This is a genomic window from Brevibacillus porteri, assembly GCF_003013475.1.
GTDB classification, from domain to species: Bacteria; Bacillota; Bacilli; order Brevibacillales; family Brevibacillaceae; genus Brevibacillus; species Brevibacillus porteri.
Genome location: NZ_PXZO01000032.1, coordinates 80,426 through 105,029, shown reverse-complemented (window position 1 = coordinate 105,029; position 24,604 = coordinate 80,426). Strand labels below are relative to the sequence as shown.

Genomic DNA, 24,604 nt, shown 5'->3' with positions numbered 1-24,604 from the left:
ACGATGTGCTTGTTTTCCAACCCTCCCGATTCAAGATTTGTAACCACTTTTTTAAAACATCTACCTCCATTTGTAGACGCCGAATCTCCCGGTCCTGCTCCGTTTCAACCCGATGAGGATTTCCACGCCCGTCCTTGAATGATACCTCTCCACTTTCGCGATACTTCCTCATCCAAGTTCTGACGCGATATTTATCCTGGACCCCTAGGTGTTCGGCAATCTTTCTGTAGCTCCATCCCTCTTCCACGTGCAAGCGAACTGCTTCTACTTTGAGTGATTCTGGATAATGTTTAAATTTCTGTCCTTTCACTGCCATGACGAAAAGCACCCCCTAGAATTACATCGGATTTCCCTATGGGTTTTTCCAATGTCTATTCTAAGGGGTGCACTTCAAAAAAGCGACAGGGGATCTTGCTTACGAAGTAAATGTGAGGGTGTTGACACCATTTTTCGTTTGCAGTTTGAGTGCAGGATACTTTTTCAAATAAGGAGCAAGTGCCACATAATCTTTTTCACCAATGGACGGATCACCCAGCAAATGCGAGAGTACAGCAGCTCGGATTTGCAGCCCTTGAGGCATTTGTTTAAAGAGAGGATCCACTGTCGGGAAAGGAATTCCATTGATGACTGTGTCGCCTTCTGCGTCACTCAGTTCCCACGTCCTGACGTTCAAGGAATGGAGAGCTTCTACTACTTGTGCTCCATAATCCTCCACAACCATATCTGGTTGAAGCCCTACGTGATTCACCACGGTATGCTTAGGAGTAAAATATTCATTCAGTGTAAGCTTGAGTGCGTCACCGTCTGACAACGGAATAACTTGTTGGGCACTCCCTTTTCCAAATGTTTTGGTACCCACAAGTTTGGCGATACTATGATCACGCAGCGCACCTGACAACAGCTCAGATGCAGAAGCTGTTCCGCCGTTTACCAAAATTCGCACTGGAATGCCGATATCCTGCCCATTTCGTACCCACGTCTCTACCTCTACCCCATTGCGATTCGTGGTGTACATCAGCAAGCCTTCTTCCATAAAGAGGCTCGCGATGTCCCGCGCTGTGGCCAAGTATCCCCCGCCATTATCACGTAGGTCTAACACCAATCCGGACAACGGTTTTTGCACACGGGAAAGGTCTGCGAGCTTATCCCTTACCTGGATAGCTCCTTCTGATCCGAATGTTTCAAGACTGATATAGCCAACCGCGCCTTTCGTAAACATCTGTCCTTCCGCTTCCGGCAAGGTCATGAAGGCACGCTTCAGCTTCACTTGGTGCTCCCGTTTGTCGGATGGACGATATACAGTAAGAACGGCTTCGGTCCCTTCGTTGCCCTTCAAATAAGCATACGCTTCTTCAAAAGTCTTTCCGACCAACGAGGTCTCATTGACTTTGATCAATTGATCGCCTCGTTGCAAGGACGATGCTGCTGCTGGAGAATTCGGAACGATTTCACGGATGATAATATGATCATTTTGCAGCCGCAGACGAAAGCCAAATCCAACAAATTGATTTTCAACGTCAGATTGGAACAGACGCAATTCATCTTGGGTAAAAAATACGCTGTGCGGGTCATTGAGCGTGGAGATCATTCCATCAATCGCCCAAGTGTTCATCGTCTGCGTATCAAACCCGCCTTTCTTCTGCCATTCTGCAAGCCTCAATTCTAACTCGTCCCAAGTATCATCTTCTTCAGAAACTTCGAACTGAAGCTGTTTTTTCAGTTTGGCCTGCTCGCTGACCACCTCTAGAGCCCCTTTTACCAATTGTTTGGCTGCCGGCTTGCTCAAGTGGCTCTCCATGACGTGCAGGAACACTTCTTCCGTTTCTTCGTAAGGATACTCTGCCGCTTGCACAGGAAGAACAGTTGTAAGTAGTAGGACAATTGCTATTGCCCATTGACTAATTCGCTTCATGGAGCCACCCCTTTTCGAACATCATCAGGTATCGAAAATACAACATTGCTTGTAAAGTCGTAATTGTCGGTACCCGAATAGGCTACATATCCGTCGCCCTCATAAATTTCTTCATAACGCCACGTATGTTTAACAATTTGGTCGCTGGCCCGATCAATATAATACTTGTTCATGAACAAAGGAACGTCTTTCACTTTTCCTTGTCCGAGCGTAACCTTATTTGATTTCTCTACTAGCATAGAGCCCGGAATCCATTCCGTAATGACATCGTACTTCCCGTAAGATTGCTTGTAGTAGCGAGCATGAAGCTCCTTAGCACGATCGGTTACCTTGACAGCACCAACCCACTCGTGCAAAAAGTCAACTTTGTCCGTTCTATTCTTGTCCCATGTCTGCCGATCCGTATCGTACGAGTATTGCGTGTTTGTTTTCCCATCTGTATAAGAGAGCAACTTGTCTGATATTAGTTTTTGAGGAGATTGATAAAAGCCGGATATTCTGCTTATTTGTTTTTCCTTGTTAATATCCTGCGTGTATGAGAACGTCAATCCACTCAACACCGCTTCGCCCTTCACTTGGTAGGTGTCGGCATTGTCCAACTGACGCAAAGAGTATCCCAAATCAGAAATAATAGCTGGCTGATCTTTTAAAGAGGCAAACTCTTGACGCAACATTTTGTCCAGTTGTTTCATTCTGCTGTCTGACGCTTTCGGTTTCATCGCAGCAAGAACTTCTTCTGCTTCCTGAATACGTCCTTCCTGCAAATAATAATAGGAAGTATTCAACAATGCTTCTGGGCTTCTGTCAGCAAATTGCTTGTAACGTGCCAACGCCAGGTCTATCTGACCACCCCTGATTTCTAGTGCCCCCAAATACACGGCAACCGATTCCCATTCTTTGGGATTTCGCTTGAATTTTTGTTCATAGACACTGAAGCGGTCGAGCACTTTTTGATACTGGCTTTGATCCGTGTTCCCTAGCTGCAAGGCAATATCGTACACATTGGCAGTTAATAGCCCGAGTGTGCCCGGGAGAATGATTCTGTCCTCGAGGTAAGCGTCGATAGCAAGAAAAGCTTCATCCAGATTGGTTTCAAGCGGTGTTTCAGGATTCCAGCTCAATAAATAGTGAACACCGACTTGATTGGGGAAGGAGGAATCGGCCAGCTTGCGTAACTGCGCAAATGTCTCTTCACTATCATTTCTACTGCGAATAGCGGCAGCCGCATCTACATAAATCTGTTCTTCAGTTGTTTTGGGATCTACATAGGTTGCGAATAACGGCAATACCTCTTCGATATCCGGGACCATCGGGAACTTTTTCCCATCATAATCCAACAGAGGCATGATTCCATCCTGAAGGAAATAATTCACCATGCGATCAGCTGCGACTGCAGCATCTCCCCGCTTCACCCGATCCGTTTTTTCTCCCTCTAGCCATCCCCATGAACGCACTTCTTCCCAAGCATTTTTACTATCTGGAGACATCGTGAACATTTGCAATATCTTGGCAGCTTCTTCGTTGGTGATCGGCTGATTCGGCTTCATCATCTCACCAGGAAAAATGTACTGAATCGCATTTGGCCCGTACAGTCTGTCCAAGATCGTGGAAATGCGCAACGTTGGTTTGTACATCCAGGTCAGGCGATCAACATCTTTATACGGCAAATACGGTTCCTGAAAACCTTCTGCTCGCGCCCACTCCGAATGCTCGGATAAGAAAGTAAGCGGATAGATCTGATACTGCCCACCGTAATAAAGACGATCGATCATAACGAGAAATTCCGCACGTGTCATGTCACGATTTGGGTAAAACTTCGGAACATTTGGACCAGCCTCAAACAAACCGAGCTGCACACCTTGAATGATTGCGTTTCTCGCCCAGTGCTTGTTGATGTCATTGTATGGCAATAAGCCCCCAGCCGCTGATGCGACGCCGGGGGTGAGTAAGCTTAACGTTAATAATCCACAAGAAATCGTTCGGATTAGTTTTTGCACATAAAATCCTCCTACACTTCATCTGGCAGGCAACCAAAGATTGATCCTGCTACGTCTTATACAAACTGGAACGGATCTGTGTGCACGCGCGAAGGAATAACCTCTGTTTCGTAACCATTTGCCTGCAATTGTTCAAGCAAGATGGCCGCCAGCTTTTCCTTCATGATTTTTTCGATATTGTGACCTGCATCTACGATCGACAAGCCTTCTGCTTGTGCATCGTGTGCGGTGTGATACCCAATGTCTCCGGTTAAATAAACATCCGCGCCTTTAAAAATGGCTTTGGAAACAAAAGAGCTACCGTCTCCACCTACTACCGCTACTTTTTTGACTGTCGCATCCAAGTCACCAACTACGCGAAGACCATGGAGGGAAAACCGTTCTTTGACAAGCAAAGCAAACTCACGCAGCGTCAGTGGTGCAGGTAGAATGCCAATACGTCCAATTCCGTATACAGTTCCGGACTGCTCCAAAGGAATGATGTCATAGGCGACTTCTTCGTAGGGATGGGCAGCAAGCATGGCTTTGACCGCAGCCGATTGTCTGGAAGCGGGAACAATCATCTCGATGCGAACTTCCTCTGCTTTTTCCAACTGGCCTGTCGAACCGATATGGGGATTCGTTCCTTCTCCTGGTAAAAAGGTTCCAGTCCCTTCTGTCTGAAAAGAACAGTGGCTATAGTTGCCTACATGCCCTGCACCCGCTTCTGCAAGAGCGGAAAATACTGCTTCCTTATGGGTAGCGGGTACGAATACGACGAGCTTCTTCCAAGCCTCTCGTGAAAGAACATCCAGTACATCAATGTCAGTGAGTCCAACCGCTTCTGCAAGCCAATCGTTCATCCCCCCGTACGCAACATCCAAATTGGTATGGGCTGTGTATACAGCAATGTCGTGTTTGATCAGCTTTTCGAACACACGTCCTGCGGCGAGATCCGTCCGGAGGTGTTTGAGTGGTCGATAAATGACGGCATGGTGTGCCACAATCAGGTCTACACCCTCTGCAATTGCTTCATCCACCACAGATTCCAGCACGTCTAGTGCGATCATTACTTTTTTTACCTTTTTTTGCAAGGTGCCTATATGAAGGCCAATCTTGTCGCCTTCCATCGCCAACGATTTTGGCGCCAGACGTTCTACATACTGGATTACTGTTTGTCCGTGCGCAAGCATGCAATCACCTCATCGATCCATTTTACTTCTGCTTCGATTTCTTTAATTCGTTCTGCTGCTTCCGGCTTGTCCGAACGCTTTAATTGAACGATGACCTTTTGCCATTTTTCTTGCTCGCTCAGCCACTTCTCTTGTAATACGTCTGATTTTTCCTCCCAAAGAAATGGACCAATGCGCAGAAGCTCTTGCTGTGTACGATCTTTGCCCTCATAAGGCAAGGTAGGATTGCCTCGTTCTGCAACGAGAATCTCATAAATCACGCCGTCCTCCTGCAAAATGGACTCTGCGATTAACTGCCAACCATTCTCTATCATCCACAGGCGAACCGCTTCTTCCCCTACGTTTGGTTGCAGAATCAGGCGTTGCACACCTTCGAGTTTGTCTTTTCCTGCTTCCAAAATGGAAACGATCAGTTGTCCGCCCATCCCCGCAATGCAGATTACATCTGCTTCGCCAGGCTGTAATACCGCGAGTCCGTTTCCTTTACGCACCGAAGCGCGATCTTTTACCTGCAATGTATGTATTTGTTTTTGTGCCGCTTGAAAAGGCCCTTCATTCAATTCGCCTGCGATCACGAAGGAAGCCATTCCTTTTACAAGCAAATAAGAAGCCAACAACGCATGATCCGACCCGATGTCGGCGACGCGGGCTCCTTCTGGACAATAGCGGGCAATCGTTTGTAGCCGCTTGGATATTGATACTGATGTCATCTGTATATTCACCTTCCGTTGCCTCTATTCTACCCTATTTGGCAACAATTGCGAAATGCTAATTCCCTAACAGATGATCAGCAAAGAACGACAAAATCCTCGCTGTTGCATCCGAGCAGGGACAATGCAACTAAGAGGGGCTCTTGGGTAGTAGTCGGGAGGCTTACAGGTAGCCATTCTGTTGGATGTAATGTTCGGAATAACAAGGAAAGTTTTTAAACATGACAACATTTTTGGTATTTTATGTAATTTAACTTAATTTTTACCAAATTGTGAACTTTATTTTAATAAATAAATATTTACAAATTTTTTACAGATATGTATATTAACGCCATGCACATCATGAACTACACAGACTAAATTTCTTTAAGGAGGAGAACAGTTTGAAAAAAAGAACCGGCAAGTGGTGGGCAATGGGTTTACTCTCTTCGGCGCTAGTGATGAGTGTCTTCACAGGTGTGGGGGCAGCCAGTAATGATTCAACCAGTGAATTCAGTGAACTTGGTACTGCACGGGTATTAATTCAGTCAGATTCGGATGTGAGAACTGGTTATTTTGCTGAACCACTGGACGTACGCCATGATTTTGGTCAAGAGGGCTTTACTCTCGATGTAAATAGCGATCAACTTAACCAGCTGAAAAGCGATCCCAATGTAAAAATTACCGTGTTGAAAAAATTAAAGATCGCTGAGTATATAGAAGAAGATCAGGCAAGCGAGCCAGAGTTCTCTCCTGCGGCAGTCGTTCCGTGGGGAATTAAAGCCATCTATAAGAACCAGTCCCTCTCTGCTACGGCCGGAGGTGCAGATGTTCGTGTTGCAGTCCTGGATACTGGCGTGTTTACGCAGCACCCGGACTTAACCGCTAACGCAGAGCAGTGCAACGATTTCACGCAAGCTTCTCCTGTTGTTACCGGTGCTTGCAACGATGCGCATGGTCATGGAACACACGTCGCTGGAACTGTTCTCGCTGACGGTGGCAGTGGCGCAGGTATTTATGGTGTAGCACCAGATGCAAAGCTATGGGCATATAAAGTATTGGATGACTCAGGCTCCGGCTATGAGGATGACATTGCCTATGCCATTCGTTACGCTGCTGACCAATCCGCTCAATTAGGCGTGAAAACGATCGTCTCTATGTCCCTTGGCTCTAGCAGAAAGAGTACCCTTATGGAAAGTGCCATCACGTATGCAAACCAAAACGGTGTATTAGTCGTCGCTGCAGCCGGTAACTCTGGACCGACAGTGAATAGCATTGGCTACCCTGGCGCATTAGTGAATACAGTAGCCGTAGCAGCGTTAGAGAATGTTCAACAAAACGGTACCTACCGTGTAGCTGACTTCTCTTCTCGTGGCAAGAGCGGGCAAGCGGGAGACTACGTGATTCAAGAGCGCGATGTGGAAGTATCAGCACCAGGACGCGCTATTCAGTCTACATGGAATAACGGAGGCTATAACTCCATTAGCGGAACCTCCATGGCAACACCACACATTTCAGGTTTGGCTGCAAAAATCTGGGCATCCAACCCATCTTGGAGCAATCAAGATGTTCGCGTAGAATTGCAAAAACGTGCGACAGGAAATGACATCAAAGGTGGCTCCAACGCTGCTGTAGGTGACGATATCGCTAGTGGCTTTGGATTCCCAACTGTACAACCTGGCGATCAATAAAATAATAAGAAACAAAAAAAGAGCCATGGCTGTCAGTTTTCGCTGGCAGTCATGCTCTTTCATTGTAAACATCGAAAGGCTAGCACCCGATTTCTCTAGCGATCACATTACGTAAAATCTCTGAAGTCCCCTCGCCGATCTCTAACAGACGGGCATCGCGGAAAAATCGTTCCACCTGATACTCCCGCATATAACCATAGCCACCGTGAATCTGAATGGCCTGATGAGTAGCAGACATGGCAATCTCTGAAGCATACAATTTTGCCATTGCTGCTTCTTTCGTAAATTTGCGACCATGATCCTTCAGCCACGCTGCTTTATACACCATCGTTCTCGCCAGCTCTATTTGCATCGCCATATCCGCCAGCTTGTGCTGGATCGCTTGAAAATGACTTAAGGAATTACCAAATGCCGTACGCTGCTTGGAGTATTGCAGCGCTTTGTCGTAGGCAGCCTGTGCAATTCCTACTGCCATAGCGCCGATCCCGATTCGCCCACCATCAAGTGTAATGAGGAACTGCTTGAAGCCTTCGCCCCTTTTCCCAAGGATGTTTTCCTCTGGCACCCGGACATTTTCAAGCACGAGCTCGGTCGTATTGGAGCTGTGCAAGCCGAGCTTTTCATAGTTAGCCAGCACTTGAAAACCAGATGCATCAGTCGGAACGATAAAAGCAGTAATACCGCGTGAGCCCTGCTCTTTGTCCGTTACAGCTGTCAAGGCGAGAAACGAAGCATAGGAGGCATTGGTAATGAAGCACTTGGAGCCATTAATCGTCCACTGCCCATCAGCCAAGACCGCATTCGTCCTCGTACCACCTGCGTCAGACCCTGCATTCGGTTCCGTCAAGCCAAACGCACCAAAGCTTTCGCCCGAACAGATTTTGGTTAAATAGTTCAGCTTCTGTTGTTCCGTTCCAAACAAAGCAAGTGGAGCGCCACCTAACGAAATATGCGCAGAATACGTGATTCCTGTAGAACCGCATGCACGACTAAGCTCTTCTACCACGATCGCAAAACTCGTGGAATCGGCTCCGGCTCCCCCGTATTTCTCAGAGAATGGAAGACCCATCAGGTTCAATTCGCACATCTGCTTGAATATTTCGACAGGGAATTGTTTGGTTTGATCGCGTTCATCTGCTCCTGGTGCTACTACCTCATCAGCAAATTCGCGGATCATTTTTTTTAACATTTGCTGTTCTGAAGTCAAATCGAAGTTCATAATCGCTGCCCCCTTGAAAACGCTTTAGTAAAGAACTATCAAGAAATACACAATTTTGACTGAGCGTTTGTTCAGAATACTCTTACCATTATACACCACGATTTGGATTCATGTGGTAATTTCTCAAAAAAAACACGCCTATGATCGGCGTGCTCCTAATAAAATCGCTCCCAAAAAAGATACAGAGGCTGCTATGAATCCGAGACTGTATGTATTTACACCCATAAACTTGGCAACTGTTTCTCCGCCCAGAAAAATAGCCGCCAGCAAAATACCGATTAATACTTTCCACTTGTTGTTCATCTATTCACCCCGTTTGCTCTCTTCTGAAATTGTAACAGATAAGCAGGGAGAGGAAAACGAGAAGTCATGCAGAGTCCTATAGTCGCAACCACGCATACCAATATCCTCGCGTGAAGAAGAACAAAGTTGACGCGATGAACACCTTTATGAACAACAGTAATTGAATCATATCCCGCTTCGCTTCTGGAATATACAAAGCCTGTATCTCTGCACCAAAGAAAAAGGCAAGTCCACATACAGCAAATACTCCCGCCCATTTCGCATTGGCCTTATTCATCAAGAAGCCCATACCTGTGAGCAAGCACGCAAGCGGTACCCAGTACAACTCCGATGTCCACCATGTATAGTCCATCCCTACCCGATGAACGGTTGTAATGCCATACAAGATGGCCAAACCCAGTAACCCTGCATAGAGCAAATAAGCGTAGCCGAATACAATTGCGCTAATGCACAGTAACATGCAAACGAAGCCTAAGTAGAACAGGACAAACGGCATGCTACCATCCAGTTTTTGGATACAATACACGCCTCCCGCGATCAAGATCAAAAATGACAAAGCCAGGAATAAATGCGTCAATGGCGGGGCCGACCTTCGATAAACGAGTCCCAGAATATAGAAAACAAGAGCGAAACAGGCAAAGATGGTAATTTGCATTGGGGTTTGAAAACGGTTAAAATGAAAAGCAAGTAAGATCAAACCAGCAATAACAAAGGCACCAAGAAGCCATGCCACTACCATTTTCCCCGTCACTGGAGAGACAGTTCTAGGTGCATATGTATTTATGACAGATGATGTTGAATTGACTTTTCCTGACAGTACACCCGGTGCCGTTCCCATTCGCTCATTCCCGCCTGCGGATGCCGGTGTATTTGGCCGATCCCCTTCTGTATACAGATTTAACAAGAAGATGCAGTAATGTTCAGGCAGTAAATGGTTGCGCCGCCAGTTTTCAATTTCGGCGATAATCGTGCGCTTGCGCTGGTCGTCCAACGCGGCCCCTCCTAACTACGACAAAAAGTGTTTACTTTCATGAATAAGAAAAGCCTACGTCGGCTAACGTAGGCCACATACTTCTTATATCGGTTATTCCAGGAAATCTTTTAAGCGTTTACTTCTACTCGGATGACGCAATTTGCGAAGCGCTTTTGCTTCGATCTGACGAATCCGTTCACGGGTTACGCCAAACACTTTCCCTACTTCTTCTAACGTCCGTGTACGACCGTCATCTAATCCAAAACGCAAACGCAGTACATTCTCTTCCCGGTCTGTTAAAGTATCCAAAACGTCTTCCAACTGTTCTTTCAAGAGTTCATAGGCAGCTGCATCAGATGGCTCCAATGCATCCTGATCCTCAATGAAATCACCTAGGTGGGAATCGTCTTCTTCCCCAATTGGAGTCTCCAGGGATACTGGTTCTTGAGCAATCTTCATGATTTCCCGAACTTTTTCCGGAGTGAGATCCATTTTTTCAGCGATTTCTTCTGGCATAGGTTCACGACCTAGCTCTTGCAGAAGCTGACGGGAAACACGGATTAACTTATTGATCGTTTCCACCATATGAACCGGAATACGGATCGTTCTAGCCTGGTCCGCAATGGCACGGGTAATCGCTTGGCGAATCCACCAGGTCGCATACGTACTGAACTTGTAGCCTTTGCGATAGTCAAACTTTTCCACCGCTTTAATCAGACCCATGTTCCCTTCTTGAATCAAATCAAGGAATAGCATGCCGCGTCCTACATAACGCTTCGCAATCGATACAACCAATCGCAAGTTCGCCTCAGCCAGACGTCTTTTGGCTTCCTCATCACCTTGTTCAATTCGCTGTGCCAGTTTAATCTCCTCTTCTGCGGAGAGCAGAGGAACTCGACCAATTTCCTTCAGATACATCCGTACAGGGTCATTGATCTTGATTCCAGGCGGAACGGAGAGATCGTCATAATCGAATTCTTCGTTGTCCTCGTCCTTGATGATCATTTGATCGACTTCATCATCGTCATCTTCATTCTCATTGTTGTTAATCTCAATGCCTTGATCACCAAGATATTCAAAAAACTCATCCATTTGATCAGAATCCTGTTCGAAACCTGCCAGGCGAGCAGTAATCTCCTTATACGACAGTGCGCCGCGTTTCTTACCTAATTCGACCAGCTGTTCCTTCACTTGTTCGATGGACGTTGCTTCCATGTCGGAAGTGATATTTTGCTTGTTCATCTACTTTCCCTCCTTCCCCGGGAATGATCTGAAGCTACCCTTCTTTTAAAGCATTTTCCAATTCAAGAATCTTCATCCCTGTAACGGCTGCTTGAAGTTCAAGTTGTTTGCGCGCATCCTCGCTGTCCGCTGCGGCCGCTTGGAGGTGTAAGCTCCGCTGCTCATCGCGCAATCGTTCCAACTCGGCACGCTTCGGGTAGTTATTCACTTGTTTGATGTAGTCACCGATCTCTAATTCAGATACATCGTTGTTACACTCCATCATGGCCAATCCCGAGGCTAATTGCTTTAACAAATCGTCTTGCACGTAATGTATAAACTTTCCAGGGTCTTCCGGGTTTCCCTCTGCATAGTAGGCGTACAGGTAGGCAGCCAGCGCATCGTGCTCATCCACCTGAAAGTGGGCGCTGCATTCCTGTTGGACGCGGGCGGCTATTTCTTCGTTCCGCATCATGTAGTAAAGCAGCATGCGCTCAGCCGTGTGATAAGCGGGTGGCAGTGTTTTCGCGAGCGTAACTTTGCCATTATTTATACTATTATTCCATGCTGGCGTCACTTTATCCCTTTGGCGCTCACTTTTTTGCTGATTGTACGCGCGTTTGGACTCCCATTTGAGATCACCGAGAGTAAGGGAGTATTCTTCTGCCAATTGCCGTTGATACATGTCCCGTTCCACCGGGCTGCCCAGCTCGTTGATGATCTCGACCGCCCTCGCGATTAAGCGAGCTTTGTCCGTCTCATCTTTTATTACGAACTGACTGCGTAAATGTTTCAGACGGAAAGCCGTAATTGGCATCGCCTGTAACAATACCTGCTGGGAAAATGCTTCAGCCCCATGCTGGCGGATGTAATCATCCGGGTCTACTCCTTGTGGAAGTGGAGCAACTCGAACGATCAAACCGGCTTGCTGCAAAACATGAATCGCTTTGCTCGTTGCTTCTTGTCCTGCAGCATCTCCGTCATAACAGAGTACGACTGACTCTGTATTGCGACGCAGAATTCTGGCCTGCTGCTCCGTCAAGGCTGTTCCCAAAGTGGCAATACCTTGCATAAAACCCGCCTGCCATGCCGATATGACATCGACATATCCTTCAAACAATAGCGCCTCTTTTCTCTTTCTAATAATGGGGCGCGCACGATGAAGATTAAACAGCGTAGCGCTTTTGTTGAACAAAAGGCTTTCCGGGCTATTCAGATACTTGGGTTGAGACTTTTGGTTGGAATTGGGCTTTGATCCTTGCAGTAAGCGTCCACCAAATCCGATGACGTTACCTTGGGAATCATGGATTGGAAACATGATACGACCTCGAAAGCGATCAAAGATTTTTCCTGCATCGCTTCTGGCCAAAAGCCCTGCTTCCACCATCAATTCCTGTGAAAATCCCCGCTTTGTCAACTGCTGCGTTACGAAATCCCAGGAATCCGGAGCGAATCCGATTTGATATTCGGCTATTGTCGCCTCAGACATTCCGCGCTTTGCGAGATACTTCATCGCTTCTGCGCCATAAGGGGTTTTCGTAAGCACGTAGTGGTAGAGGCGTGAAACGAACGTATGCGCTTCCTGCATCGCATGTTTCATCCGTTTTTCAGGTGAATCCTCTACTTGCTGCGGCTGGGGCACAGCTATCCCGGCACGCTCCGCCAATTTGTGCAGTGCCTCTGGAAAAGTCAATTGCTCCAGTTTCATTAAAAAGGAAAAGATATCCCCACCTGCTCCACAGCCAAAGCAATGAAAAAACTGTCGCTCTGCATTTACGTTGAAGGAAGGGCTCTTTTCAGAGTGAAACGGACATAGACCGAGAAAGGCACGACCGCTTTTTCTCAGTTGAACGTACTCTCCTACAACGTCTACGATGTCGACAGCGGCACGCACTTGATTTACAAATTCATCTGAAGTGGGACCAGTCATGTCTTTCCACCTTTATAAGGAGAATCGCACGTGAGAATATTTAGTTCGTCAAAATTCGTCAATTTCCTTCTTTGCATCAAACTTCTTTTCTTCTTTTATTACTTTTCCACATTTCTAAGTGCAATAAACGCTGAGAAACTCACCTATGATAAGTACCCCGGCTAATTGATTTTCTACAAAAAACGTCAAATTCCTTCTTTCGGCCTATTTCCTTTCATTACGGAGATTGTTTTTTCTAATCATCTCCAAAATGATGTTTGCCGTTTCTTCCACTGCCTTGTTGGATACATCGATAACGGTACATCCAAGGCGCTCAATAATGCGCTTGGAATAAGCCAGTTCTTCAGCAATCCGTTCGAGATTGGCGTAATTTGCTTGTGCAGTCAATCCTAGTGCTTTCAGACGCTCTGTCCGAATGCCGTTCAGTTGCTCCGGATTGATAGTAAGCCCAATACACCTTTCTATTGGCAGTTGGAACAATTCTTCTGGTGGCTCTACCTCCGGGACAAGCGGAACATTGGCAACCTTAAGTCGCTTGTTAGCCAAATACATGGAAAGAGGCGTCTTGGAAGTACGCGAAACGCCGATCAAAACCACATCTGCGCGCAACAGGCCGCGTGGGTCCCGACCATCGTCGTATTTGACGGCAAACTCGATGGCGTCTACTTTGCGGAAATACTCTTCATCCAGACGGCGAACCAAGCCCGGTTTTCCTGTTGGTGGCTCTTTCAACATGCCCTGCAATGTATTCATCAGAGGCCCCATAACATCCAGAGCTGGAATTCCGTGAAGAGCAGCTTGTTGTGTAATATACGCATTCAGCTCCGGAATGACCAGAGTGAACACAATCATTGCCCGCGATTCTTTTGCCGAAGCAATAATTTCGTCAATCGATTCCTTGTCTTCTATATACGGATACTTTTGTACATCAAACAAAAAACGATCAAACTGACTAGCTCCTGCGCGAACGACAAGTTCGGCCGTTTCGCCGATGGAGTCTGAGACTACATAGATGAGCTGTCCTTGCTGATTACCTTGCATCGCTTCTCCTCCTACACTTTCGGTTCGCTACCCAATTCTACAAATGCTTTCGCGATCGTCGTCTTGGTGACGCGCCCCAACAGCTCCATTTGCTTCGGATCTTCCTCACTCGGCCTTACGACAGGCAGAGAATCGATCTGAAAATCAATCAGCTTTTTGGCGGCTGCGTACAAGGTCTCATCAGGTGCACATGTAATGATATTCGGCATCCTAGACATGATAATGCTGACCGGTACATCCTCCAGCGTCTTATTGCCTAAAGAAGCCCGCAGGAGGTCTTTTCGTGAGATCACGCCAGCCAAATATCCTTTTTGATTGACGACGAATAACGTGCCAACATCCTCCAGAAAGAGGGTAACGATGGCGTCGTATGCCGAGGCGGATTCGGAAACCACGATCGGTACCGCCTTGTAGTCATTGACGAGAAGCTTGTGAAGCCGTTCACTTATGACTGAGCTTGCGGGTCTGCCGGCATAAAAATACCCGACCCGAGGTCTGGCTTCTAGATATCCTGACATTGTGAGGATGGATAAATCAGGGCGTAGCGTCGCGCGAGTCAAATTTAGCCGCTCCGCGATATGCTCTCCTGTTATCGGTCCGTCATCCTTCACTATCTGTAAGATGTGCTCTTGTCGTTTGGTAAGCTCGATGACCAATCACCCCGGTTCTGTCTTTACCTCTTCCTAGTATTACTCTATTCGACGGGATATTCCTTCTTTCACGCGGAAAAAAGGTGCCCCCGCCTGATTTTCAGACGAAGGCACCGGTTTTATTTTGTTTACGCGAATACAACTTTGGAAAAATCTGCGTAGCGATAAAGCACACGAGAAAGCTGCAAGAGAAGCCCCAGACGATTCGCACGAACAGCCTGATCTTCGGCCATGACCATTACCTTATCAAAGAATGCGTTGATCGGCTGGCGCAAGGTTGACAAGGTTGCGAGCACCTTCTCTTGATCCTTCAGACCCTCTACATCCTTTTGAACAGCTTGGAATGCCTGATACAAAGCACGTTCCACATCTTCTGCGAACAGAGCTTCGCTGACTTGGTCTGCTTCCGCTTTTTGTGCCAGATTGTTCACCCGGTTAAACTGCTCCACAATCAGCTTGAATTCTTCTGTTTGTACAGCTCCCATCAGTGCTTTCGCTTTTGCCAGCACCTCTGGAACCAGTGTCAGGTCAGCAGCAAGAACGGCGTCGATGACATCGTAGCGAACGCCATGATCCTGCAAGACGTTTTTCAGACGGAGTGCGAAGAAGTCTACGAGGTCTTTTTTCACGTCTTCTGCCGCTCTCTTGTTTACGCCTTGTGCTACATAGCCTTCCATCGCGGCATTCCACAGGTCAGCAAGAGAAATTTGCCAGTCGCGCTCCACCAAAATCGTAACGATCCCCGCTGCCATACGGCGCAGACCATACGGGTCCTGTGAGCCAGTAGGCACAATCCCAATCGAGAAGCAGCCTACGATCGTGTCCATCTTGTCAGCAAGGCTGGCGATAGCGCCTTGGGCGGAAGCAGGCATTTTGTCCCCTGCAAAACGCGGGAGGTAATGCTCGAATACGCCACTTGCGACGAGGTCGGACTCACCCGCTTTGCGCGCGTAATCTTCACCCATAATCCCTTGCAGTTCAGGGAATTCACCTACCATGTTGGTAACGAGGTCAAATTTTGCGATTTCTGCAATGCGGTCTACTTGTTTCGTCTCTTCCGCGCTCACACCCAGCTTGCTTGCAATTTGCGCAGCTGTTTTGCGTACACGACGAACTTTATCACCGATTGTTCCCAGCTCTTCATGGTAAACGATTGTCTCCAAGCGTTTCAGGCAGCTCTCAATGGACAGTTTTTGGTCTTCCACGTAGAAGAAACGAGCATCAGACAGACGTGCGCGAAGAACTTTTTCATTTCCTTTCGCTACGTTTTCCAGAGCGCGGCTGTCTCCGTTACGCACTGTCACAAAATGATTCAGCAATTGACCCTGTGCGTTTTCCACAGGGAAATAACGCTGGTGCTCACGCATGGAGGTAACCAAAACCTCACGTGGAATGGAAAGGAATTCTTGCTCAAACGTACCGTAAAGAGCGGTTGGATATTCTACAAGATGGACTACCTCATCCAGAAGTCCTTCGTCCATTGGAATCGTCCAGCCATTTTCCTTCTCCAAGCGATGAATCTGTTCTACAATGGCTGCTCTGCGCTCGTCGGGATTCACCATGACATATTGCTCAGCCAGCTTGCTCACGTATTCGCTTGGGTGATTTAGCGTAACCTCTGTTCCCAAGAAGCGGTGTCCACGAGAAACGCGTCCGCTTTTTACGCCTGCAATCTCCAGATCGATCAATTCATCGCCGAACAAAGCAACCAGCCAACGAATCGGACGAACGTATTTCAAATCGCGTGCGCCCCAGCGCATGTTTTTCGGGAAGCTCATACCGGTGATCACTTCAGCCAGTTGCGGCAACAGCTCGGTAGTTGGTTTTCCCGCTTCGGATTTGCGCGCATGAACATACTCGATCCCGTTTACTTCTTTATAATACAGTTGGTCAGGCTCAACATTGTTGCTTCGTGCAAATCCGAGTGCTGCCTTGGACCAGTTCCCCGCTTCATCTTGTGCGATTTTGCGTGCAGGGCCTTTCGCTTCATCATTGCGATCAGGCTGCTTTTCTGCCAATCCATTGATCAACAGGGCAAAACGACGAGGTGTCTCCAATGCCGTAATTTGATCGAACGGCACGCGCTCAGCAGTCAGCCACTTTTCTACTTTTTCCTTGAATTGTGCCGCTGCCTGTGCGACAAAACGAGCAGGCATTTCTTCCAAACCAACCTCTACAAGTAGATCGCGCTTACTCATTTGTATCCTCTCCCTTCACCTGATTCACTTGATCCGAAGCGTGTGCGTTGCCTTTTTGCAAAAGCGGGAAACCGAGGCGCTCACGCTCTTTATAGTAGGTTTGTGCTACTTCACGAGACAGATTGCGTACACGAGCGATGTAGCCAGTACGCTCCGTCACACTGATGGCTCCACGCGCATCAAGCAAGTTAAAGGTGTGGGAGCATTTCAGTACGTAGTCATAAGCCGGATAAACCAGTCGCTCCGCCATCAGTCTCTTCGCTTCTGCCTCATACGTATTGTAGAGAGAGAACAGCATGTCGACATCAGACAGCTCGAATGTGTATTTGGAATGCTCGTATTCTGGTTGCAAGAATACATCTCCGTACGTATACCCGTTGCACCATTCCAGATCGAACACATTTTCTTTCTCCTGAATATAGGAAGCCAAACGCTCCAGTCCGTAAGTCAACTCGACTGCCACTGGTTTACATTCCAGACCGCCCACTTGCTGGAAGTACGTGAATTGTGTGATCTCCATTCCATCCAGCCAAACTTCCCAGCCTAAGCCCCAAGCGCCAAGCCCTGGGTGCTCCCAGTTGTCCTCTACAAATCGGATATCATGCTCCAGTGGCTCGATTCCGAGTTCGCGCAAGCTCTCCAGGTACAGCTCCTGAATGTTGTCCGGGGAAGGCTTCATGATTACTTGGAACTGGTGATGCTGATACAAACGGTTCGGGTTTTCCCCATAGCGTCCGTCAGCCGGGCGACGGGAAGGCTCTACATATGCCACATTCCACGGCTCAGGTCCAATGGAACGAAGGAAGGTCATTGGGTTTAACGTACCTGCCCCTTTTTCAACGTCATACGGCTGGACAATGAGACAGTTGTGCTTTGCCCAAAAGTTTTGCAGCGTCAAAATGATGTCTTGAAATGTCATTTTCATGCTTTTTCCTCCTCTAAACTTATTAGAACTTGGCTTTAAGTCGAAACTAAAAAAACCTCCCGCCTCTACACTGCCTGATGCGACAGTGTAGGGACGAGAGGATTCTCGCGGTTCCACCCTACTTGGCGAATGACTTCTTCGCCCACCTTACAATCAAATTGCTCCAGAACGCCCTTCATCAGCATGGTGATCGGGCTCTCACTACCCCCGATTCGCTATTCACAGCCAGTGGCCGACTACTCTTTTCCTTCATGGCAACATTCAGTATACAAGTTTGGTTCTTATCATAACGAAAACAAATTCGTATGTCAATTAGTCATGATCGGATTGCGTCATTCTTTCCATACGCTCCAGTTGTTCCAGAAATGCTCGACTTTTCAGCCTGAGATCCAGATACTCGTCCATAAAACTCCGCAGCACATGCTTGAGCTGGTTGCGTGTAGCCGGTTTTACTTCAATGTCACCAAGCCGCTCCAAATCAAATACCTGGAATAGCCGTAACAGCTTCCAGGTAGAGGGTGTAACTGCCATCGCATACGGATCGGAAGGCTGGCAAACTGGGCACAACAGGCCGCCCTGTCCCACACTGATTGCATAGGGCTCCCGCTGTTCGCCACAGTTTACACACGCCGTGAGCTGCGGGGAGATCCCCGCTACAATTAGCATCTTGGTCTCAAAAATACGACACAGGATCTCAGCATCTCGTCCTTCATCCAAATAGCGGAACGTATGAAGGAGTAGCTGAAACAAGTAGGGATTCGGCTCCCTTTCCTGCGTCAGTCGATCCAATAGTTCTGCTATGTATGCAGCATAAGCCGTAGCAGTCAGGCTTTGCCGCATATCCCGGAACGAATCCAACATATCTCCCTGAGAGAGATCAGGCATTCCTGTACCGGGTCCTGCCTTGCATAGATAATAACTATGCGAAAACAACTGGGAGACGGCGGCAATGCGGCTTTTGGTTTTTTTGGCACCACGGGCCATCACGCCTAATTTGCCGTTCTCCCGGGTAAACAATGTCATCACTTTACTGGACTCACCATAGTCCACACTGCGAATGACAATCCCTTCCCACTTTACAAGCATGCCTGCGTGTCACCCAATTCTTCCTGGGCGAGATCAAACGAGGTTTCCTCGCTGGAAACATCCGTTTGATGGTGATCACGGTAGAGAAGGTAAGCATGGATGTCACCGGTTGAAGCGAAAACTCTCCAAGAAAAGTCACGAAGCATGGAGCATCATCCTTTCCTATATCGGGTCTATCCACTTCCTTCTTAGAATCACCTTTGCCCGTTATTCTATGCCTTGGAAAAATTAACACATCGCGATGGGAATATTATTGCTCGTCGTAGAAACCGAAGTTACGCAGCATCCGCTCTTGGTTGCGCCAATCCTTTTTCACTTTGATCCAGAGCTCCAAAAATACTTGGTCCCCCATCAGTCGCTCGATATCCTTGCGCGCACGTTGACCGATTTCTTTGAGCATCTGACCTTTTTGCCCGATTAAAATACCGCGCTGGGAATCCCGCTCTACGTAAATGGCCGCGTAAATGTAAAGCGTTTTACCATTTTCCCCTCGCTTCATCTCTTCAATCACGACAGCGATAGAGTGAGGTACTTCTTCTCTCGTCAAATGCAGAACTTTTTCCCGAATCAGCTCGGCTGCTACAAAACGCTCAGGATGATCTGTCACCTGATCCGCAGGATAATACATGGGGCCCTCTTCCATTTCGCCCAAAATAGCCTCCTGCAATGAACCTGTGTTGTTTCCTTCTAGCGCAGAGATTGGAACAATCTGCTTGAAATCATACAATTTGCGATAATCATCAATAATCGGCAGCAGTGCTTCCGGATGCACCTTGTCAATTTTGTTGATGACCAAAAATACTGGCGTTTTGACCTGCTTCAGACGCTCGATGATGTAGTCGTCCCCGGCTCCGCGTTTCTCTGTTGCGTCGACAACAAACAGAACAAGATCTACTTCGTTCAATGTGTTTTCGGCAACGGAAACCATGTAGTTTCCGAGTTTGGACTGCGGCTTATGAATACCAGGTGTATCCAAGAAAATGATCTGACCCTCTTCTGTCGTATGAACAGCCGTAATTTTATTGCGTGTCGTTTGCGGCTTATTCGACATGATGGCGATTTTATGTCCTACAATATGATTCAACAGTGTTGATTTTCCAACATTTGGCCGTCCCACAATGGAAACAAAGCCCGATTTAAACGATTGCTTGGTCTTGCGATTATCCACGTAAATCCTCCTTGGTGAATGCGCCTGGAAGCAGGGCAGATACTGTCGTTTCCCAAATGTCGCCTTTGAGATTTGTCAAAAATACAGGCATGTCCGGCGGGCACAGCTCTGCCATGACTTGTCGGCAAGCCCCGCACGGTGATACAGCTTGCGGCGTATCGGCAGCAACGGCTAATGCCTTGTAAGTCCGATCGCCTTCCGAGTACGCTTTAAAAAGAGCCGTACGCTCTGCGCAGTTGCACAGCGAGTACGCTGCATTTTCAATATTGCCTCCCAAATAAACCTTGCCATTCTCAGCTAAAAGAGCTGCTCCTACCTGAAACTTGGAGTACGGTACATAAGCGAGCTTTCTAGCTTCGATTGCTTGTGCTAATAATGCTTGTTTATCCATTCTCATCATTCCTCATATGATTGATCTTTAACATCATTTCACAACAGAATGTGTCCAATGAGACACGAAGAAACCAGACTGAAAGGTCAACTAGAATGACCCGTCCGGTACCTCATTTGGCTATGAAAAAATTTCTTATTCTCTACTAGTAAAAACTATCCCCATACTTTTTGCAACAGTGGCTGTCCAAATACAAGGACTCCAATGAGAAGGGACAGGATCGCTGCCACAAGCACAGCTCCTGCTCCCACATCTTTGGCAATCTTCGCCTTGGCGTGCCATTCTGGGGAAGCTAAATCAACGACTGCTTCAATCGCGGTATTTACCAGCTCAAGGGAGAAGACCAATCCGATAGAAAAAAGGACCAGCAAAACATCGCTGCGTGGTATCTGCAGCCACCACGCTGCCGCCAGCACTACAATGGCTGCGGCTACGTGGATTTGCATGTTTCGCTGTGTCCGTACGGTATAGGAAATTCCTTGTAGAGCATAGGCGAAGCTGCGAGTCAATCGTCGCCATTCCTTCAACGTAATCTCCTACCTCGTCAAGCCGATTTCTTCCAGCACCTTTTCTTGACGTGAAAACATTTCCTTCTCTTCTTCTGGCGTCCCATGATCGTAGCCAAGAAGGTGAAGAAAACCATGAACCGTGAGAAATCCGAGTTCGCGTTCAAATGAATGACCATAGTCTTCGGCCTGCTCTTGTGCTTTTGGCACGGAGATGATGATATCTCCAAGCATATTCGGAAACTCGCTGGCCTCATCCTCATCGATGAAGATTTCCATTTCCCCTTCACCCGGCTCGTTCATCGCAAAGGACAGAACATCCGTAGGCCGATCAACGCCTCGATAGTCGCGATTCAGCTCGTGGATGCGCTCGTTGTTCACCAGCGTGACAACGACTTCTCCTTGTACGTCTTCCAGCTTAGCCGCTGCTTCCAGGCAACGGACAAGCAGGTTTTGCAAATTCTCATCGATCGGCTCGATTTCTTCATGAAGGATTTCTACAGATAACACAGATAAACGATCTCCTTTTTGTGACGCCATTTATTAATAGCCGTGATCTACTTCTTCCTTGGCATAGGCAGCGATAATTTTTTGTACCAGACTGTGACGAACGACGTCTCCCTCTTGGAAATGAATAAAGGCTACATCGGAAATCGGACTTAAGATGCGCTGTGCTTCGCGCAATCCGGATTTCTTGCCTTTTGGCAAATCCACCTGCGTCACATCACCCGTAATGACCATTTTGGAACCAAAACCAAGCCTGGTCAAAAACATTTTCATTTGCTCGGGAGTTGTGTTCTGGGCTTCATCCAAAATGACAAAGGAATCTTCGAGCGTACGACCACGCATGTACGCCAAAGGTGCAACCTCAATGAGTCCACGTTCCATCATTTTGGCGACTTGTTCATTGCCCAGCATGTCGTACAAGGCATCATAGAGCGGACGCAGATAAGGGTCTACTTTTTCCTGCAAATCTCCTGGCAAAAATCCAAGGCTCTCCCCCGCTTCTACGGCCGGTCTGGTAAGAACGATCCGTTTGACACGCGCATTTTTCAACGCATTTACTGCTGTGACAACAGCCAAATACGTTTTGCCGGTACCAGCTGGTCCAATTCCAAACACAATGTCATGCTTCTTGATCGCAGACAAGTAATGACGCTGACCCAATGTCTTTGCCCTGATTACTTTGCCACGTTGGGTACGAGCGACTTCTTCATCATACACATCGAGCAGTTGGGCACCTTCTCCCCGTTCAATCAACGACATCGCATAAGAGATGTCTCGTTCGGACAGGGCAATCCCTCTGCGAATCAACTGTAGCAGAATTTCAATCAACTCTGTCAGTTTGTCCACTTCCGGCTTATCCCCGCTAATAACCAGTTCGCCTTCTCGGGTCATAATTTTAGCGGAACTTCTTTGCTCGATCAGTGTTAGGTACGCGTCATGTGGTCCGAACAACAGCAAGGCCTCAGATGCGTCTGAAAACGGGATTCTTACCTCATCTTGTACGTGCAACAGGCTTCCATCTCCTTGCAACGGTAATCAGCAATGCGTCATTTGCTTGCCATCCCTCACTGCCCCACGAAAGGCTGTTCAATGGCAATATCTTCAATGACGGAAAAATGAATGCTTACGTAAACTTTACCATTCTCTGTTGTGACGTGCAAAACTTTTTCGTCCTGAATGAACGCATCTTTTCCAGCTTTTTGCAAGATATCCTCCCTGGCGAATTTTTTAGCCAGTTCCGTCGCTTCCTCCACGCTCATTTCTGTTTGAACGGGTTCTGTTTGCGCATACGTTACTGTCTTCCAGCCAAGTGGTGAGGTATATCCCGCATACGAGGGCAAAAACCGTTGTTCTGCCATTTCAGCTTGTGCAAAGGACTGTTTTTCAAATGGCCACACGTATATCGCATAGGGGCCAACAAGCAGGTATTGCTGCTCCAGCTTTTCCCCCGTCAGACGGTGCATCGTTTGTTTGAGCGGGACCGATGTGTTGCTCATATACCACACTTCCCCTTGCACCTTGCCTCGCGCTGATACAGCTTGTTGACGGGCGTCATTGCCAATGATCCCAGAAATGAGCACTTGGCCTTTTTCCACCAATTGATTGCTCACAACCTGACTACGACCAACCTCTGGGAGAATTTTATGGACGACAGCCCTCTTTTTGGCTACAAGATGACGGGGACCTGTTGCAAGCGGCTTAACGGGAGCCTCTTTTTCAACCACTTGAAGCATGACCTTGGTTCCTTGAATCTCGATTCCAACCCAGGACGCTTCAGGCAACAGACTCAACAGCTCTTTTTGCAAAACCAACGGTTCTTTTAGTTTGACCTTCCATGCCCCTTCTTTAATCCCCACTTGTTCGGCAGCTTGAATCACCCGTCGTGGATCGACCATTTTTGTCCCACTTACCTCGACACTCCAGACAAAAGAGGAGAGCATGTACAAGCCGATGAAAAAAAGAGCAGCCCCAATCGCCAATCCAGTTCGTCTGCGTAACCGCAGCAGCCAAAAAGGCAGCCCGTCTCTTGCCTCAACGTGACTACGACAGCCTGTCTCTTTTAAAAGCGGCCGTAAACGAAAATAATCACGAATCAAAATATCACAGCGAGTCACCTCTTCTCCTACCCTGCGAATATTCCAGATTCGAATTCCATCCCGTACGGCCATATTCAGCATCCGCTCAAATCGTTTTCCCCGAACGGTAATGGTTACATGTCCATCCACCCACTCCTTGATTCCATTCCGCATACGTGCCGCCCCCTCCCTCTAACAAAGATTACGAGCTCTGTGGTCCCGTCTCCAAAAATTTCACGCCACCAATTCTGCCTTCTAACAAAACCTCCTCAGGCAAAATCGCTCGGATGACGAGCTGTTCACCTGAAACAATCATTTGACCGTTCGTCAACAGCAGGCGAAGCTCTTTTTCGCTAAAATGCAAGACTCCTCGATGATTCTCTATATACATTTGCAAATGACCGATCATCGTGATGCGCGGGACTTCCAGGACTACATCTTGCGGCAGATCCAACACCCCTCCGGCCAACTGGCGCAGACGGCGGCTCCAACGCTTCATGGATTAGCCCCCCTTCTCGTTCTATATATTGGCGAATATGACGATCTCATCTGTTTGCAGGTGCAAAACCATTCTTATCTATGCGTATGCGGGAGCATAAAGAGGCATTCATCAAAAACAGTCACAAAAAAAGAGCTCTCGTCGCTCGCAATTTCGCAAGCACTTGAGAACTCAGACTTTGGAATACTTCAACAAACCCCATTGATTATTTGCTTTCTTTTGCAGGAGAAACCAGCTCTTTTCCTTTTGTAAGCGCCTTCCATTTTTTCATGACTCGTTTTACTTTTTCAGCTGAACAACCGCACGCGATCGCCGTTTCATATATCGATTTGTTTTCGAAGATGGCAAGCCGAATCACTTTTTGACGAAACCGCCCCATTTGTTCAAAAATTTGTTGATTCATCGCTTGACCTCTACCCCTTCTTCTATTGGAAGAATTTTCTTTACATTC

General features: G+C 47.5%; 25 protein-coding genes and 1 other annotated feature. Of the genes, 1 reads left to right on the top strand and 24 read right to left on the bottom strand.

Features of this window, described 5'->3' with window-relative positions; translation table 11 throughout:
• The 5 genes from C7R92_RS17305 to C7R92_RS17285 form a co-directional block, all read right to left on the bottom strand.
• Nucleotides 1-316: helix-turn-helix domain-containing protein (locus C7R92_RS17305; RefSeq protein ID WP_106833638.1), on the bottom strand; the 316-nt coding region annotated here is incomplete at its 3' end.
• 99 nt (nt 317-415) lie between these two features.
• The gene (locus C7R92_RS17300) at nt 416-1,912 is read right to left on the bottom strand and encodes a S41 family peptidase (RefSeq protein WP_106835097.1); all 1,497 of its coding nucleotides are present in this window, start codon (nt 1,910-1,912) and stop codon (nt 416-418) included.
• A complete protein-coding gene (locus tag C7R92_RS17295) occupies nt 1,909-3,909 on the bottom strand; it encodes an S-layer homology domain-containing protein (RefSeq protein WP_106835096.1) in 2,001 nt (666 codons plus the stop codon). Before C7R92_RS17295 ends, C7R92_RS17300 begins: the two co-directional genes overlap by 4 nt.
• A 56-nt stretch (nt 3,910-3,965) precedes the next feature.
• Nucleotides 3,966-5,081, bottom strand: coding sequence for a Nif3-like dinuclear metal center hexameric protein (locus C7R92_RS17290; protein WP_106835095.1), 1,116 nt, complete (start codon nt 5,079-5,081; stop codon nt 3,966-3,968).
• On the bottom strand, nt 5,057-5,791 hold the full coding sequence (locus tag C7R92_RS17285; protein ID WP_069850238.1) for a tRNA (adenine(22)-N(1))-methyltransferase: 735 nt from the start codon (nt 5,789-5,791) through the stop codon (nt 5,057-5,059). Before C7R92_RS17285 ends, C7R92_RS17290 begins: the two co-directional genes overlap by 25 nt.
• A gap of 383 nt (nt 5,792-6,174) precedes the next feature.
• Between C7R92_RS17285 and C7R92_RS17280 the strand changes: the two genes are divergently transcribed.
• The gene (locus C7R92_RS17280; protein ID WP_106835094.1) at nt 6,175-7,461 is read left to right on the top strand and encodes a S8 family peptidase; all 1,287 of its coding nucleotides are present in this window, start codon (nt 6,175-6,177) and stop codon (nt 7,459-7,461) included.
• Between the two features lie 79 nt (nt 7,462-7,540).
• On the opposite strand, the gene C7R92_RS17275 is transcribed toward C7R92_RS17280, so the two are convergent.
• The 19 genes from C7R92_RS17275 to C7R92_RS17190 form a co-directional block, all read right to left on the bottom strand.
• Complete coding sequence (locus C7R92_RS17275) at nt 7,541-8,680, bottom strand: acyl-CoA dehydrogenase family protein (RefSeq protein WP_106835093.1); 1,140 nt, start codon at nt 8,678-8,680, stop codon at nt 7,541-7,543.
• A gap of 138 nt (nt 8,681-8,818) precedes the next feature.
• A complete protein-coding gene (locus C7R92_RS32360) occupies nt 8,819-8,983 on the bottom strand; it encodes a hypothetical protein (protein ID WP_017247756.1) in 165 nt (54 codons plus the stop codon).
• A gap of 76 nt (nt 8,984-9,059) precedes the next feature.
• Nucleotides 9,060-9,974, bottom strand: coding sequence for a hypothetical protein (locus C7R92_RS17270; protein ID WP_069850243.1), 915 nt, complete (start codon nt 9,972-9,974; stop codon nt 9,060-9,062).
• A 93-nt stretch (nt 9,975-10,067) separates the two neighbouring features.
• Nucleotides 10,068-11,198 carry an RNA polymerase sigma factor RpoD gene (rpoD, locus tag C7R92_RS17265; protein ID WP_007727582.1) on the bottom strand — a complete coding sequence of 377 codons (1,131 nt, stop codon included), beginning with the start codon at nt 11,196-11,198 and terminating at the stop codon, nt 10,068-10,070.
• A gap of 34 nt (nt 11,199-11,232) precedes the next feature.
• On the bottom strand, nt 11,233-13,107 hold the full coding sequence (gene dnaG / locus C7R92_RS17260; protein ID WP_106835092.1) for a DNA primase: 1,875 nt from the start codon (nt 13,105-13,107) through the stop codon (nt 11,233-11,235).
• A 204-nt stretch (nt 13,108-13,311) separates the two neighbouring features.
• Nucleotides 13,312-14,148 carry a pyruvate, water dikinase regulatory protein gene (locus tag C7R92_RS17255; protein ID WP_017247752.1) on the bottom strand — a complete coding sequence of 279 codons (837 nt, stop codon included), beginning with the start codon at nt 14,146-14,148 and terminating at the stop codon, nt 13,312-13,314.
• A gap of 11 nt (nt 14,149-14,159) precedes the next feature.
• Nucleotides 14,160-14,804, bottom strand: a complete 645-nt coding sequence (gene ccpN, locus C7R92_RS17250) for a transcriptional regulator CcpN (protein WP_012685777.1) — start codon at nt 14,802-14,804, stop codon at nt 14,160-14,162.
• 122 nt (nt 14,805-14,926) lie between these two features.
• Nucleotides 14,927-16,996 carry a glycine--tRNA ligase subunit beta gene (gene glyS / locus C7R92_RS17245; RefSeq protein WP_106835091.1) on the bottom strand — a complete coding sequence of 690 codons (2,070 nt, stop codon included), beginning with the start codon at nt 16,994-16,996 and terminating at the stop codon, nt 14,927-14,929.
• Nucleotides 16,989-17,915, bottom strand: coding sequence for a glycine--tRNA ligase subunit alpha (gene glyQ / locus C7R92_RS17240; RefSeq protein WP_412679006.1), 927 nt, complete (start codon nt 17,913-17,915; stop codon nt 16,989-16,991). The genes glyS and glyQ overlap by 8 nt, the downstream gene beginning before the upstream one ends.
• A 92-nt stretch (nt 17,916-18,007) precedes the next feature.
• Nucleotides 18,008-18,183, bottom strand: a binding site (T-box leader).
• Nucleotides 18,184-18,233: 50 nt separating this feature from the next.
• On the bottom strand, nt 18,234-19,007 hold the full coding sequence (gene recO / locus C7R92_RS17235; RefSeq protein ID WP_106835089.1) for a DNA repair protein RecO: 774 nt from the start codon (nt 19,005-19,007) through the stop codon (nt 18,234-18,236).
• Nucleotides 18,998-19,153 (bottom strand): YqzL family protein, encoded by a 156-nt coding sequence (locus C7R92_RS17230; RefSeq protein WP_012685773.1) that lies wholly within the window; start codon nt 19,151-19,153, stop codon nt 18,998-19,000. Before C7R92_RS17230 ends, recO begins: the two co-directional genes overlap by 10 nt.
• A gap of 104 nt (nt 19,154-19,257) precedes the next feature.
• A complete protein-coding gene (gene era, locus C7R92_RS17225) occupies nt 19,258-20,175 on the bottom strand; it encodes a GTPase Era (protein ID WP_069850248.1) in 918 nt (305 codons plus the stop codon).
• A complete protein-coding gene (cdd, locus tag C7R92_RS17220; RefSeq protein ID WP_106835088.1) occupies nt 20,168-20,566 on the bottom strand; it encodes a cytidine deaminase in 399 nt (132 codons plus the stop codon). Before cdd ends, era begins: the two co-directional genes overlap by 8 nt.
• Before the next feature lie 155 nt (nt 20,567-20,721).
• Nucleotides 20,722-21,093, bottom strand: a complete 372-nt coding sequence (locus C7R92_RS17215) for a diacylglycerol kinase family protein (RefSeq protein ID WP_106835087.1) — start codon at nt 21,091-21,093, stop codon at nt 20,722-20,724.
• Nucleotides 21,094-21,102: 9 nt separating this feature from the next.
• Nucleotides 21,103-21,612: an rRNA maturation RNase YbeY gene (gene ybeY, locus C7R92_RS17210; protein WP_173622527.1), complete on the bottom strand. Its 510-nt coding sequence runs from the start codon at nt 21,610-21,612 to the stop codon at nt 21,103-21,105.
• Between the two features lie 3 nt (nt 21,613-21,615).
• Nucleotides 21,616-22,587: a PhoH family protein gene (locus C7R92_RS17205; protein ID WP_069850256.1), complete on the bottom strand. Its 972-nt coding sequence runs from the start codon at nt 22,585-22,587 to the stop codon at nt 21,616-21,618.
• A gap of 56 nt (nt 22,588-22,643) precedes the next feature.
• Entirely contained in the window at nt 22,644-23,828 is a 1,185-nt protein-coding gene (gene yqfD / locus C7R92_RS17200; protein ID WP_069850258.1) for a sporulation protein YqfD, read from the bottom strand.
• Between the two features lie 28 nt (nt 23,829-23,856).
• On the bottom strand, nt 23,857-24,153 hold the full coding sequence (gene yqfC / locus C7R92_RS17195; protein ID WP_007727617.1) for a sporulation protein YqfC: 297 nt from the start codon (nt 24,151-24,153) through the stop codon (nt 23,857-23,859).
• A gap of 205 nt (nt 24,154-24,358) precedes the next feature.
• Entirely contained in the window at nt 24,359-24,556 is a 198-nt protein-coding gene (locus C7R92_RS17190; RefSeq protein WP_069850261.1) for a hypothetical protein, read from the bottom strand.
• Nucleotides 24,557-24,604 lie beyond the last annotated feature (48 nt).

What these genes read in the sequence shown, in the direction of transcription:
- ybeY (WP_173622527.1), bottom strand. Translation starts at nt 21,612, where the DNA reads ATGGCGTCACAAAAAGGAGATCGTTTATCTGTGTTATCTGTAGAAATC.
- C7R92_RS32360 (WP_017247756.1), bottom strand. Translation starts at nt 8,983, where the DNA reads ATGAACAACAAGTGGAAAGTATTAATCGGTATTTTGCTGGCGGCTATT.
- recO (WP_106835089.1), bottom strand. Translation starts at nt 19,007, where the DNA reads ATGCTTGTAAAGTGGGAAGGGATTGTCATTCGCAGTGTGGACTATGGT.
- yqfC (WP_007727617.1), bottom strand. Translation starts at nt 24,153, where the DNA reads ATGAAGCGTTGGAGCCGCCGTCTGCGCCAGTTGGCCGGAGGGGTGTTG.
- C7R92_RS17290 (WP_106835095.1), bottom strand. Translation starts at nt 5,081, where the DNA reads ATGCTTGCGCACGGACAAACAGTAATCCAGTATGTAGAACGTCTGGCG.
- yqfD (WP_069850258.1), bottom strand. Translation starts at nt 23,828, where the DNA reads ATGCGGAATGGAATCAAGGAGTGGGTGGATGGACATGTAACCATTACC.
- C7R92_RS17255 (WP_017247752.1), bottom strand. Translation starts at nt 14,148, where the DNA reads ATGCAAGGTAATCAGCAAGGACAGCTCATCTATGTAGTCTCAGACTCC.
- C7R92_RS17275 (WP_106835093.1), bottom strand. Translation starts at nt 8,680, where the DNA reads ATGAACTTCGATTTGACTTCAGAACAGCAAATGTTAAAAAAAATGATC.
- C7R92_RS17285 (WP_069850238.1), bottom strand. Translation starts at nt 5,791, where the DNA reads ATGACATCAGTATCAATATCCAAGCGGCTACAAACGATTGCCCGCTAT.
- C7R92_RS17230 (WP_012685773.1), bottom strand. Translation starts at nt 19,153, where the DNA reads ATGCTTCGTGACTTTTCTTGGAGAGTTTTCGCTTCAACCGGTGACATC.
- glyS (WP_106835091.1), bottom strand. Translation starts at nt 16,996, where the DNA reads ATGAGTAAGCGCGATCTACTTGTAGAGGTTGGTTTGGAAGAAATGCCT.
- dnaG (WP_106835092.1), bottom strand. Translation starts at nt 13,107, where the DNA reads ATGACTGGTCCCACTTCAGATGAATTTGTAAATCAAGTGCGTGCCGCT.
- C7R92_RS17190 (WP_069850261.1), bottom strand. Translation starts at nt 24,556, where the DNA reads ATGAATCAACAAATTTTTGAACAAATGGGGCGGTTTCGTCAAAAAGTG.
- C7R92_RS17300 (WP_106835097.1), bottom strand. Translation starts at nt 1,912, where the DNA reads ATGAAGCGAATTAGTCAATGGGCAATAGCAATTGTCCTACTACTTACA.
- cdd (WP_106835088.1), bottom strand. Translation starts at nt 20,566, where the DNA reads ATGGATAAACAAGCATTATTAGCACAAGCAATCGAAGCTAGAAAGCTC.
- glyQ (WP_412679006.1), bottom strand. Translation starts at nt 17,915, where the DNA reads ATGACATTTCAAGACATCATTTTGACGCTGCAAAACTTTTGGGCAAAG.
- rpoD (WP_007727582.1), bottom strand. Translation starts at nt 11,198, where the DNA reads ATGAACAAGCAAAATATCACTTCCGACATGGAAGCAACGTCCATCGAA.